Genomic DNA, 12,149 nt, shown 5'->3' with positions numbered 1-12,149 from the left:
ACCTCCTCGGTCACAGCGACACCCGAAGGAAGCTAAACCCCTTTGCGTGTCTCGCCAATACCTATGACCGGGACGGCACCAACTTTGTCTTGAGTGTGGATAAACGGGAGTGCGGCCGGTACCGTCGCACAGGTTCATCACAGGTACGCCTCCGTAAAAGCCTTACCAGGGTGGGGAGTTCCGCATGGACAGACGCAGCTTCAACCGGCGGGTCCTGCTGGGCGGCGCGGCCGTCGCGACATCGTTGTCCGTGGCACCCGAGGCCGTGAGCGCCGCCGGAGCGGCGAGGACGGCGCCCGCCGGGGGCGAGGTGAAGCGCATCAAGCTGTATGCCGAGAAACTGCCCGACGGCCAGATGGGCTACGGGCTGGAGAAGGGCAAGGCGAGCATCCCGGGGCCGCTGATCGAACTCAACGAGGGCGACACGCTGCACGTCGAGTTCGAGAACACCATGGACGTGGAGGTGAGCCTGCACGTCCACGGCCTGGACTACGAGATCACCAGCGACGGCACGAAACTGAACCGCAGTCATGTCGAGCCGGGCGGAACCCGCACCTACACCTGGCGCACCCACGCCCCCGGCCGCCGCAAGGACGGCACCTGGCGCTCGGGCAGCGCGGGCTACTGGCACTACCACGACCACGTCGTCGGCACGGAACACGGAACGCAGGGGCTGCAGAAGGGCCTGTTCGGCCCGGTCATCGTCCGCCGCAAGGGCGACGTCCTGCCGGACCGGACGCACACGGTCGTCTTCAACGACATGCGCATCAACAACAAGCCGCCGCACTCCGGGCCGAACTTCGAGGCCACGGTGGGTGATCGCGTCGAGTTCATCGTGATCACGCACGGCGAGTTCTATCACACGTTCCACATGCACGGTCATCGCTGGGCGGACAACCGCACCGGCATGCTGACCGGCCCCGACGACCCCAGCCAGGTCATCGACAACAAGATCACGGGGCCCGCCGACTCCTTCGGCTTCCAGGTGATCGCGGGAGAAGGCGTCGGCGCGGGCGCCTGGATGTACCACTGCCACGTGCAGAGCCACTCCGACATGGGGATGGTGGGGCTGTTCCTGGTGAAGAAGCCGGACGGGACGATTCCGGGGTACGAGCCGCACGAGCACGGGCAGGAGCCGCCGGGAGGCGGGCACGAGCACTGACGGGCCGCTGCTGCCCGCGGTGTGCGAGAGCGCTCTCACCACGCTGTGTCCCCGGGGCTATCCTGATCCGCAGCCGCAGGTGAGGAGCCCCCGAAGTGACCGACACAGCGCCGCGTCCCACCCTGGAGGCCGTGGCCGCCCGGGCGGGTGTCTCGCGGGCCACCGTGTCCCGCGTGGTCAACGGTGGGGACGGGGTGCGGGACATCCTCGTGGAGCGGGTCCGCAAGGCCGTGGACGAGCTCGGCTACGTGCCCAACCAGGCCGCCCGCTCGCTGGTGACCCGGCGGCACGACGCGGTCGCGGTCGTCGTCGCCGAGCCGGAGACCCGGGTGTTCGCCGACCCGTTCTTCGCGCTCCAGCTGCGCGGCATCAGCAAGGAGCTCACCGCCCACGACAACCAGCTCGTGCTGCTGCTGACCGAGGGCCGGGACGACCACGCCCGGGTCGGCCGGTACCTCGCCGGCGGGCATGTCGACGGGGCCCTCGTCTTCTCCCTGCACCTCGACGACCCGCTGCCGGAGCTGATCCAGCGGGCCGGTGTCCCCACCGTCTTCGGCGGCCGGCCCGGCTGGAGCGGCGACCGGCGGGACGTGGTCTACGTCGACAGCGACAACCGCGGCGGCGCCCGCGACGCCGTGCGCCACCTGGCCGGCCTCGGCCGCACCCGGATCGCGCACATCACCGGCGCCCTCGACCAGACCTCCGCCGCGGACCGCCTCGACGGCTACCGGGACGTCATGGTGGACGCCGACCCGCGGCTGATCGCCGAGGCCGACTTCACACCCGCCGGCGGTGAACGGGCGATGAGCGAGCTCCTGGAGCGCTGCCCGGACGTCGACGGGGTGTTCGCCGCCAACGACCTCATGGCCTCCGGGGCCCTGCGCGTCCTGCGCGAGTCCGGCCGCCGGGTCCCCGGCGACGTCGCCGTGATCGGCTTCGACGACATGCGGCCCGTGGCGGAACAGACCGACCCGCCGCTCACCACGGTCCGTCAGGACATCGAGGAGATGGGCCGCCTGATGGCCCGCCTGCTGCTGCGCGGCCTCGACCGGGACGCCCCGAAGGAGGGCGTCGGGGCGACGCCGTCGAGCGTGGTGCTGCCGACGACACTGGTACGGCGCGGCTCCGCGTAGGGCCCGGTCACGGCCGGTCGCGGCCTGTCGTTCCCGCGCCCCGCCCCGGGCGGCCTCAGTCCTGCCGGGGCTCGCTGCGGATCACCGCGAAGCGGGCGCCGTACGGGTCGGTGAGCTTGGCCAGGCGGCCGACGGACGGGACGTCCGTGGCGGGGAGGCGGACCGTGCCGCCCAGCTCCCGGGCCCTGGCGACGGTGGCGTCCGTGTCGGTGACCTCGAAGTACGGGAGCCAGTACGCCTCCTGCTCATCCGGGTCGTCGGCCAAGGGCACGACACCGCCGAACATGGCGTCCTCGCTCTCCCCGGCGGGGTGGAACGTGGTGTACGCGCCGCCCGCGAAGTCGGCGCCGTAGGTCTCCAGACCGAGCACGGAGTGGTAGAAGGCCGCCGCGGCCGGGACGTCCGCCGTGTACAGCTCGACCCAGCACAGCGAGCCGGGTTCCTGGACGACCTCCAGGCCCTTGTTGCGGCCCGGCTGCCACAGGCCGAAGGACACCCCGGCCCGGTCGGCGAGGATCGCCATCCGGCCCAGGTCCTGGACGTCCATCGGCTGCACCGCCACCGAGCCCCGTGCCTGCTCGGCCGCCCGGGCCGTGGTGTCCGCGTCCGGCGCCTGGAAGTACACCGTCCAGGACGGCGGGCCCTGCTCCGGCGTGGTCTGCACGCCCCCGGCGGCCGTCCTGCCGCCCAGCTGGAAGAGGCCGTACCCCCCGACCTCCGGGCCGCCCGGCCGGAACCGCCAGTCGAACAGCCCGCCGTAGAAGGCGGCGGCGCCGTCGATGTCGGAGGTGCCGAGATCGATCCAGTTCGGAGCGCCGGTGACATAACGGGTGGTGAGCATGGTCCACTCCTCGCACAGGGTCCCGTTCTCTGCACTGCCGAGTCTGGCACCGCCGGGTGGCGACCGCCGCCCAGGCGCCGCCGGGGCCCGGTTCCGGTGTTTCCGCGCGCCGCCGTGCGCCGACCCCTCCGGCGGGCGACCATCGAAGCGGCCGAAGGCCCGTGAACGCCGTGTTGATCCCGCGTTGATCGGATGTTTTTCGCTGCCCGCGACGCTTCCGCTCATGCACATCGACACGATCACCTCGCCCGAAAACACCTGGCAGCAGGAGGCGTTGTGCGCGCAGACGGGAGCGGACTTCTTCTTCCCCGAGCCGGGCAGTTCGGTGCGGGAGGCGAAGCGGATCTGCGGTATGTGCCCGATCCGCACGGCCTGCCTCGAGTACGCGCTGGACAACGACGAGCGCTTCGGAGTCTGGGGCGGCCTGTCGGAGAAGGAGCGGCTGGAACTGCGGCGGATGTCCCGGTAGCCAGGGCACCCCGGAACAGGCCTGCCCGGGCCGGACTTGGCCATCGCGCCGAAGACCGTCCGGTAGCGCACAGGACCCCGGCCGCTCGTGGCGGCCGGGGCCCTGTGTCCGTGGGTGCGGGGCGGCGTCAGGCGCCGGCGCGGGCCGCCATGCGTGCCTTGCGGGCGGCCAGCTTCTCGTCGAACTTCGACGCCTCCGAGTCCAGACCGCCCATGAACAGGCCGAGCTCCTCCTGCGCCTTGCGGCCCTCGGGGCCCAGGCCGTCGATCTCCATGACCTTCAGGAAGCGCAGCACGGGCTGGAGCACGTCGTCGTGGTGGATGCGCATGTTGTAGATCTCGCCGATCGCCATCTGCGCGGCGGCCCGCTCGAAGCCGGGCATGCCGTGGCCGGGCATCCGGAAGTTCACGATGACGTCGCGCACCGCCTGCATCGTCAGGTCGGGCGCCAGCTCGAAGGCCGCCTTCAGCAGGTTCCGGTAGAAGACCATGTGCAGGTTCTCGTCGGTGGCGATGCGCGCCAGCATGCGGTCGCAGACGGGGTCCCCGGACTGATGGCCGGTGTTGCGGTGCGAGACGCGGGTCGCGAGCTCCTGGAAGGCCACGTAGGCGACCGAGTGCAGCATCGAGTGCCGGTTGTCCGACTCGAAGCCCTCGGCCATGTGGGCCATGCGGAACTGCTCCAGCTTGTCCGGGTCGACCGCGCGCGAGGTGAGCAGGTAGTCGCGCATCACGATGCCGTGCCGGCCCTCCTCGGCGGTCCAGCGGTGCACCCAGGTGCCCCAGGCGCCGTCGCGGCCGAACAGCGAGGCGATCTCGTGGTGGTAGCTGGGCAGGTTGTCCTCGGTCAGGAGGTTGACGACGAGCGCGATGCGCCCGATCTCGGTGACCTTGGACTGCTCCTTCTCCCAGGCCTCGCCGTCCTCGAAGAGCCCGGGGAAGTTGCGCCCGTCGCTCCACGGAACGTACTCGTGCGGCATCCAGTCCTTGGCGACCTGCAGATGCCGGTTGAGCTCCTGCTCGACCACTTCCTCCAGGGCATACAGCAGCTGAGCGTCGGTCCAGGCGCCGGCGGGGCTGCCGAGGTGGGGAGTGGTGATCGTCATGGACTCTCCAGGGGGACAAGCGTACGAGCGGTGATCATTGAACCTACGGCATCGTAGGCTACGTATCCGTAGGTTACGATGCCGTAGGTTAAGAGTGCTGTAAAGGACGCTGGTCTGCGGGGTCGCCCGTTCGCGCGTCCACGCCCCGGAGGCGCAGGCCGAGGGGCTGCGCCATGAGGTGCGCGACCGGTCAGGCGTACAGCTCCCGCAGCCGCACCGAGAGGCACGTCACACAACCCTCGAGCTTCTCGAACTCGCTGATGTCCACCACGACCGGTTCGTACCCGAGGTCGGCGAACAGCTCGGCGGTCTTCGGCGCACTCGCCGCCATCAGCAGCTTGGCGCCGCCGAGCAGCACGACATGCGCCCCGGCTTCCTCGGGGACCGGCAGGAAGCGCGCGAACAGCGACGGCGCGTCCATCTTCGGGATGTGCCCGATGACCGTACCGTCCGGCAGCGCCGTGACCGCCGACTTCAGGTGCAGCACCTTGCTCACCGGTACGGCGACGACCCGTGCGCCGAGCGGCTCGAACGCGGCGCGCAACTGCTGGACGCCGGCCGCGTTGGTGCGGCCGCCCCGGCCCACGTAGACCGTGTCGCCGATCTTCAGGACGTCTCCGCCCTCCAGCGTGCCCGGCTCCCAGATCCAGTTCACCGAGCAGCCCAGACCGGCCACGGCCTCCTCGACCCCGGCGGTCTCCGCACGGCGTGAGTCGGCGCCCGGGCGGGCGATCAGCGCCACGTTGCGGTACATCACGACCGTGTCCTCGACGAACACCGAGTCCGGGCAGTCGTCGGCCGGGTCCACCTCGATGGTCTCCCAGCCGTGCGTGCGCAGGGCCTCCACGTACGCCTCCCACTGCTCGACGGCGAGGTCGGCGTCGACCTGCTCCGGCTCGATGTGCGTCACCAGCCCTTCGGCGAGACGCGGGCTGGGGCGGCGGACGAGGGCCTTCTTGCTGGGCACGAGCGTGACTCCGTATCGGGTGGGACGTGTCGGGACCGCACGACGAGAGCCTCCGGGGTCGACCGGAACCCGTCGGGCGTCGGCCGACCATCATGCAGGGCGAACCGAGGAGAGGACAGCCCTGGGGGAGGGGCGGAGGGGGCGAAGGCGCAGCGAGGGGCCACCCGTGGGCCGGTCATCACCGGTGGCCCCCGTCCGTCGCGGACGACCCCACCGACCGGGCGGCCGTCGGGCAGGCCCTCGCCGGCACCCGCCTCGACACCATGCCGGGCGCCCCCGGACCCGGGGCCGGCGCCCGGCATCGCCCTCCCTCCGCTCGTCGGCGGGCAGTGGCACCACGGTCCCCACGGCCCCCGCCCCCGCCTCGCCGTCGTCGGCAACAGCGCTCACCCGGTCGTGCCGCGCACCGGGGAGCTCACGCCGGCGCGATGACGTCCGCCCGGACCGCCCGTCGCAGATGCTCCCCGGTGAACGACCCCTCCGTCTCCAGGAGCCGGCGTGGTGTTCCCTCGAAGACGATCTCGCCGCCGTCCCGGCCGCCGTCCGGGCCGAGGTCGATCACCCAGTCGGCCCGGGCGACCACGTCGAGGTTGTGTTCGACGACCACGACCGTGTTGCCCGCGTCGACCAGCCGGTCCAGCAGGGCGACGAGGCCCTCCACGTCCGCCATGTGCAGGCCGGTCGTCGGTTCGTCGAGCACGTAGACCGCGCCCGTGCGGTGCAGGCGCGTGGCCAGCTTGATGCGCTGCCGCTCGCCGCCCGAGAGCGTGGAGAGGGGCTGGCCGAGCGTCAGATAGGTGAGGCCGACGTCCCGCAGGGCGCGCAGCCGGCGCCGTACGCCCGTGTCGTCGAAGAAGCCGAGTGCCTGCTCGGCCGTCATCTCCAGGACGTCGGCGATGGAACTGCCTTTCACCGTCAGCCGCAGCACCTCCTCCTTGAAGCGCCGCCCCTCGCAGTCGTGGCAGGTGGTCGTCACCGGGTCCATGAAGGCGAGGTCGGTGTAGATGATGCCCCGCCCCTCGCAGGTGCCGCAGGCCCCGGTGGAGTTGAAGCTGAACAGACCCGCCTCGGTCCCCGTCTCACGGGCGAAGATCTTCCGGACCGTGTCCATGATCCCCAGGTACGTCGCCGGGGTGGAGCGGCCCGAGATGCCGATCGCCGACTGATCGACGACCACGGCCTCGTCGTGCGCGGCGGTGAACTCCCCGACCAGGGTGCTCTTGCCGGACCCGGCGACCCCGGTCACCGCCGTGAGCACACCGGCCGGGAACCGTACGGTCAGGTCCCGCAGGTTGTGCCGGTCGGCGCCCTTGACCCACAGCTCACCCGTCGGCTGCCGCACCTCGTCCTTGACCGCCGTACGGGTGTGCAGGCAGCGCCCGGTGAGCGTGCCGGACACGGCCAGCTCCCGCGGCGTTCCCTCGAACACCACCGTGCCGCCCCCGGTGCCGGCCCCCGGCCCCATGTCGACGACGTGGTCGGCCAGCGCGATCACGTCCGGGTCGTGCTCGACGACCAGCACGGTGTTGCCCTTGTCGCGCAGCCGCAGCAGCAGCTCTCCGAGGCGGCCCACGTCCCGCGGGTGCAGTCCGACGCTCGGCTCGTCGAAGATGTACGTCATCCCGGTCAGGCTGGAGCCGAGGTGCCGCACCGTCTTCAGCCGCTGCCCCTCCCCGCCGCTGAGCGTGGCCGTCTCCCGGTCGAGGCTGAGGTAGCCGAGACCGATCGCCTCGATGCGCTCCAGCGCCGCGACGGCGGCCGAGGCGATCGGCGCGGCCACCGGGTCGTCGATCTCCTTGAGTACGGCGATCAGGTCCGTGACCTGCATGCGGGTGCAGTCGGCGATCGACCGGCCGTTGATCCGGGTCGCGAGCGCCGCCGCGTTCAGACGTGCTCCGCGGCAGCGGGGGCAGGGGCCCTCCACCAGGAAAGCGCGGACGAGGTCCCGGGTCCTCTGGCTCATGGCCGACAGGTCCCGCTTCAGGTACAGCCGCTCGAAACGGACGGCCAGCCCCTCGTACTCGGTGGTCCAGGTGCCGCCGGTGCCGTTGACGGTGACCTTGCTGCCGGGCCGTCCGCGCATCAGGAACTCACGCTCGGAGGGGGTGAACCGGCCCACCGGCTTGTGCGGGTCGAGGTCGTCGCTGTTCGTGTACGCCTGTCCCTGCCAGGTCCCGGCGGCGAACGGCGGGAAGCGGACCGCGCCGTCCGCGAGGGAGCGGTCCGGGTCGAGGATGCGGTCCCAGTCGGGCCGTACCGTCCGGCCGAGGCCGTCGCACTCGGGGCACATGCCCGACGGGTCGTTGAACGAGTACGCCGTCGCGGGTCCGGCGCTCGGGGTGCCGTGCCGGGAGAACAGCACCCGGATCACCGAGTAGACGTCCGTCATGGTGCCCACGGTCGACCGGGAGTGGCCGCCGACCTGCCGCTGGTCCACGACGATCGCGGGCGTGAGGTGCTCCAGGCCGTCCGCGTGCGGCCGCTCGAACTTGGGCAGCCGGTTGCGGACGAACCACGGATACGTCTCGTTCAGCTGGCGCTGCGACTCCACGGCGATCGTGTCGAAGACCACGGACGACTTCCCCGACCCCGAAACACCGGTGAACACGGTCAGCCGGCCTTTCGGGATGCGCAGGGTGACGTCCTTGAGGTTGTTCTCGCGTGCTCCGGTCAGGGTGATGGCATGGTGCGTGGCGTCGGTCATGCCACCGACGCTAGGAGGAAAACCCGACAGCCTCTGGCGTGATTTCCCTCAGTTCTCCCTCCTCCAGCAGCAGCCAGCGCGTGATGCCGACCGACTCCAGGAACGGCAGGTCGTGACTGGCCACGAGCAGCGCCCCCTCGTACGACTCCAGGGCCGTGGTGAGCTGCCGGACGCTCGCCATGTCGAGGTTGTTGGTCGGCTCGTCCAGCATGAGCAGCTGCGGTGCGGGCTCCGCAAGCATCAGCGCCGCCAGCGCGGCCCGGAAGCGTTCGCCGCCGGACAGCGTCGCCGCCTTCTGGTCGGCACGGGCGCCCCGGAACAGGAAGCGCGCCAGCCGCGCCCTGATCCGGTTGTTGGTGGCGCCCGGCGCGAACCGGGCCACGTTCTCGGCGACGGTCCGCTCCCCGTCGAGGACGTCGAGCCGCTGCGGCAGGAACCGCAGCGGAACGTGCGCCTGCACCTCGCCCGACTCCGGGGCGAGCTCGCCGGTGATCGTGCGCAGCAGGGTCGTCTTGCCCGCGCCGTTGCGCCCGATCAACGCCACCCGCTCCGGCCCGCGCAGCTCGAAACCGCCCCGCACCCGGGCGCCGTACCGGAGCCCGAGATCCTGGAGGGTGAGGACCGTGCGCCCCGGTGGCACGGCCGTGTACGGCAGGTCGACGCGGATCTCGTCGTCGTCCCGTACGGCCTCCACCGCCTCGTCGAGCCGCTCCTTTGCCTCGGTGAGCTTCTCCTCGTGCATGATCCGGTGCTTGCCCGCGGACTCCTGCGCCGCGCGCTTGCGCGCCCCCATGACGATCTTGGGCTCGCGCTTCTGGTCCCACATCTTCTGCCCGTACCGCTTCCGGCGGGCCAGCTTGACCTGGGCGTCGGCCAGTTCGCGCTTCTGTTTGCGGAAGTCGGACTCGGCGACGCGCACCATGCGCTCGGCCGCCTCCTGTTCGATCTCCAAGGCCTCCTCGTAGTCGGAGTAGTTGCCGCCGTACCAGGTGATCTCCCCGGAGCGCAGATCGGCGATCTGGTCGACCAGGTCCAGCAGTTCACGGTCGTGGCTGACGACGATCATCACGCCCGGCCAGGACTGGACGGCCGCGTACAGCCGTCTGCGGGCGTACAGGTCGAGGTTGTTGGTCGGCTCGTCCAGCAGCAGCACGTCGGGGCGGCGCAGCAGCAGTGCGGCCAGGCGCAGCAGGACGGACTCGCCGCCCGACACCTCACCGATGGTGCGGTCCAGATCGACGTGCCCGAGGCCGAGTTCGCCGAGGGTGGCGAGGGCGCGCTCCTCGACGTCCCAGTCGTCGCCGACGGTCTCGAAGTGCGCCTCGGCGACGTCGCCCGCCTCGATGGCGTGCAGCGCGGCGCGCCGGCCGGCGATGCCGAGGGCCTCGTCGACGCGCAGCGTGGTGTCGAGCGTGACGTTCTGCGGGAGGTATCCGACCTCGCCGGCCACCCGGACGGTGCCGTCGGCCGGTGCGAGTTCACCGGCGATCAACTTCAACAGGGTCGACTTTCCCGACCCGTTGACACCGACCAGGCCGGTGCGGCCGGGGCCGAACGCGACGTCCAGACCCTCGAAGACGGGGCTGCCGTCGGGCCAGGTGAACGACAGGGACGTGACGGTGATGGAAGCAGACATGGGGGCCTCACTCGCGGTTGCTCGAAGCGGTCAGGGGCAAACGCGTGTCGAGACACCTGCGACCAGGGGAGGAGGAGGCTCCATGGCACATCCCGGACATGAAAAATGCCCTGCACCGGAGGACGGCTCGAACGCCGAGGTCGCACGCAGCGCACACCAGTGGGGTGTGACGCGGTGTCTCAGGACCTCAGACGAGCAACGTCCTTCTCCAATCGGCGGCAACAGGGACGCTTTACACCGTAGGAGGGCGCTCTGAGCCTGTCAACGGATTAACGTGCGACTCGATCTTCCCGCTCCCTAGGAGGCCCCGTGCCCAACGGCCCGCTCACGCTGCCGGCCCGGCTCTGTCTGCTGGCCTGGGACGCCGCGCGGCCTGCGGCCGGCGGCACCGCCCACCGGCCGGACCTGGTGCGGGCCGGCGCCCTCGTCGAGCTGGCCCAGCGCGGTCTGCTCACCGACGAGGACGGCATCGCCACACCGGTCGACCTGGACGCGAGCGCGGGTGACGCGGTCCTCGACGGACTGCTGGACCTCGTCCGCGAGTCGTGCCCGCACTCCTGGCGGACCTGGGTGACGCTGCGGGCGCGGCTGACCTTCGACGCCGTGCGCGAACAGCTGGTGGCCGAGGGGTACCTGCGGGCGGAGAAGCGCAGGGTGCTCGGCATGTTCCCCTCCGTGGAGTACACGCTGGAGCGGCTCGCGGTCGTGGAGGCGCTGCGGGAGGAGGTGCGGGACGTCCTGCGGGGCGAGGGCGCCGAGGTCTCCGGGCGGGACGCGGCGGTCGTCGCGCTCGCCGCCGTGGCGGGGCTGCTGCCGGACCAGGAGGTGCGCGTCCACGAGCGGCGGCTCGAGGACCTGCTCGAACGGGCCGGGGCGGCGGGGCCCGGGCCGCGGAGGGTGGTCCGCGAGGTGAGTACGGCGGTGACCACGACGACCAGGTCCGCCCCCGCACCGACGGCAGGCGGCTGAGCGCGCGGACCGGTACCCGCTCCCCGTCTGTGCCGGGCCCACGGCCCGGCGCCTGCCCCGCCGTCACGCGGATGCTGTGGCCCGGCGCCCGCGCTGCTGTCACGTGGATGCTGTGGCCGGGTGCCCGCGTCGCTGTCACGTGGATGCTGTGGCCGGGTGCCCGCGTCGCTGTCACGTGGATGCTGCGGTCCGGCGCCCGCGCTGCCGTCACGCCGATCCTGCGGCCCCGATGCCCGCCCCGCCGTCACGCCGATCCCGAGGCCCGGCGCCCGCCCCGCCGTTACGTCGGATTTCTGCCGGACCCGCCGCCCGCCCGCTGGTTCAGTTGCCCCATGACCCAGCAGAGCGACCTCGCCTCGGCCTTCCGCGCCCTTCACATCCCCGGGACCCCGCTGGTCCTGCCCAACGTCTGGGACGCCGTGAGCGCCCGGCTCGTCGAGGACGCGGGGGCCGCCGCCGTGGCGACGACCAGCGCCGGGCTGGTCTGGGCGCTCGGCGCGCCGGACGGCGAGCGGGTGGGCCGGGACGCGGCCCTCGCCGCCGTCGCCCGGATCGCCCACGCCGTGACCGTTCCCGTGACCGCGGACATCGAGAGCGGCTACGCCGAGGACGCGGAGGGCGTCGCCGACACGGTCCGGGCCGTCCTCGACGCGGGAGCGGTCGGGGTGAACATCGAGGACGCCCGGTACGGCGCGGGGGCCGACGGCCCGCTGCGGGACGTCGCCGAGCAGGCCGAACGAATCACCGCCGCGCGCGAGGCGGCCGACGCGGCGGGTGTGCCGCTGTTCGTCAACGCCCGCATCGACACCTTCCTCCGCGGCGCCGGGGGAGTGGACCTCACCCTGGAGCGGGCGGCCGCCTTCCGCGCCGCCGGCGCCGACGGGGTCTTCGTCCCCGGGGCCGTCGACCCGGGGACGGTGAAGGAACTGGTGAGCGGCGTAGACGGGCCGCTGAACGTCATGGCCGGCCCCGGCGCGCCCCCGGTCGCCGAACTGGCCGCCCTGGGCGTCGCCCGGATCAGCGTCGGCTCGGGCATCGCCCAGGCCGTCCACGCCCTGGTCCGCCGGGCCGCGCGGGAACTGCTGGACCGGGGGACCTACGGGGCCCTGGCCGACGCGCTCGACTACGGCGAGGTCAACACCCTCCTGGCGCGGGTCCGTTAG

Annotated in this window: 10 protein-coding genes; 5 read left to right on the top strand and 5 right to left on the bottom strand. The window is 72.0% G+C overall.

Going from position 1 to position 12,149, the window contains the following annotated elements:
* The first annotated feature begins 184 nt into the window (after positions 1–184).
* Positions 185–1,162, top strand: a complete 978-nt coding sequence (locus ACFY9E_RS02580) for a multicopper oxidase domain-containing protein (RefSeq protein WP_390978614.1) — start codon at positions 185–187, stop codon at positions 1,160–1,162.
* A gap of 95 nt (positions 1,163–1,257) precedes the next feature.
* Positions 1,258–2,295 (top strand): substrate-binding domain-containing protein, encoded by a 1,038-nt coding sequence (locus ACFY9E_RS02575; RefSeq protein ID WP_390978612.1) that lies wholly within the window; start codon positions 1,258–1,260, stop codon positions 2,293–2,295.
* A gap of 55 nt (positions 2,296–2,350) precedes the next feature.
* Here the strand turns inward: ACFY9E_RS02575 and ACFY9E_RS02570 are convergent, their stop codons facing one another.
* Positions 2,351–3,136, bottom strand: coding sequence for a VOC family protein (locus ACFY9E_RS02570; RefSeq protein ID WP_390978610.1), 786 nt, complete (start codon positions 3,134–3,136; stop codon positions 2,351–2,353).
* Positions 3,137–3,359: 223 nt separating this feature from the next.
* Here ACFY9E_RS02570 and ACFY9E_RS02565 point away from each other — a divergent pair, with 223 nt between their 5' ends.
* A complete protein-coding gene (locus ACFY9E_RS02565) occupies positions 3,360–3,605 on the top strand; it encodes a WhiB family transcriptional regulator (RefSeq protein ID WP_390978608.1) in 246 nt (81 codons plus the stop codon).
* Between the two features lie 127 nt (positions 3,606–3,732).
* On the opposite strand, the gene ACFY9E_RS02560 is transcribed toward ACFY9E_RS02565, so the two are convergent.
* The 4 genes from ACFY9E_RS02560 to ACFY9E_RS02545 all read right to left on the bottom strand — a co-directional run bounded on the left by ACFY9E_RS02560 (position 3,733) and on the right by ACFY9E_RS02545 (position 10,017).
* Entirely contained in the window at positions 3,733–4,710 is a 978-nt protein-coding gene (locus tag ACFY9E_RS02560; RefSeq protein WP_390978606.1) for an acyl-ACP desaturase, read from the bottom strand.
* A gap of 190 nt (positions 4,711–4,900) precedes the next feature.
* Positions 4,901–5,677: a dimethylargininase gene (ddaH, locus tag ACFY9E_RS02555; protein ID WP_390978604.1), complete on the bottom strand. Its 777-nt coding sequence runs from the start codon at positions 5,675–5,677 to the stop codon at positions 4,901–4,903.
* 415 nt (positions 5,678–6,092) lie between these two features.
* Positions 6,093–8,381, bottom strand: a complete 2,289-nt coding sequence (locus ACFY9E_RS02550) for an ATP-binding cassette domain-containing protein (protein WP_390978602.1) — start codon at positions 8,379–8,381, stop codon at positions 6,093–6,095.
* Between the two features lie 10 nt (positions 8,382–8,391).
* The gene (locus ACFY9E_RS02545; RefSeq protein ID WP_390978600.1) at positions 8,392–10,017 is read right to left on the bottom strand and encodes an ATP-binding cassette domain-containing protein; all 1,626 of its coding nucleotides are present in this window, start codon (positions 10,015–10,017) and stop codon (positions 8,392–8,394) included.
* A gap of 309 nt (positions 10,018–10,326) precedes the next feature.
* Between ACFY9E_RS02545 and ACFY9E_RS02540 the strand changes: the two genes are divergently transcribed.
* Together ACFY9E_RS02540 and ACFY9E_RS02535 are read left to right on the top strand one after the other, a co-directional pair.
* Positions 10,327–10,986, top strand: coding sequence for a GPP34 family phosphoprotein (locus ACFY9E_RS02540; protein WP_390978598.1), 660 nt, complete (start codon positions 10,327–10,329; stop codon positions 10,984–10,986).
* Positions 10,987–11,318: 332 nt separating this feature from the next.
* Complete coding sequence (locus tag ACFY9E_RS02535) at positions 11,319–12,149, top strand: isocitrate lyase/phosphoenolpyruvate mutase family protein (RefSeq protein WP_390978596.1); 831 nt, start codon at positions 11,319–11,321, stop codon at positions 12,147–12,149.

It is taken from the genome of Streptomyces sp. NPDC012466 (assembly GCF_042955215.1).
Lineage (GTDB): Bacteria > Actinomycetota > Actinomycetes > Streptomycetales > Streptomycetaceae > Streptomyces.
The sequence above is the reverse complement of the archived record's forward strand: the minus strand, read 5'-3'. Positions and strand labels throughout refer to the sequence as shown.

Bases quoted from the DNA above. Each gene is read 5' to 3' on its own strand.
- ACFY9E_RS02580 (WP_390978614.1), top strand. From the start codon at position 185: ATGGACAGACGCAGCTTCAACCGGCGGGTCCTGCTGGGCGGCGCGGCC.
- ACFY9E_RS02570 (WP_390978610.1), bottom strand. From the start codon at position 3,136: ATGCTCACCACCCGTTATGTCACCGGCGCTCCGAACTGGATCGATCTC.
- ACFY9E_RS02565 (WP_390978608.1), top strand. From the start codon at position 3,360: ATGCACATCGACACGATCACCTCGCCCGAAAACACCTGGCAGCAGGAG.
- ACFY9E_RS02560 (WP_390978606.1), bottom strand. From the start codon at position 4,710: ATGACGATCACCACTCCCCACCTCGGCAGCCCCGCCGGCGCCTGGACC.
- ACFY9E_RS02550 (WP_390978602.1), bottom strand. From the start codon at position 8,381: ATGACCGACGCCACGCACCATGCCATCACCCTGACCGGAGCACGCGAG.
- ACFY9E_RS02545 (WP_390978600.1), bottom strand. From the start codon at position 10,017: ATGTCTGCTTCCATCACCGTCACGTCCCTGTCGTTCACCTGGCCCGAC.
- ACFY9E_RS02535 (WP_390978596.1), top strand. From the start codon at position 11,319: ATGACCCAGCAGAGCGACCTCGCCTCGGCCTTCCGCGCCCTTCACATC.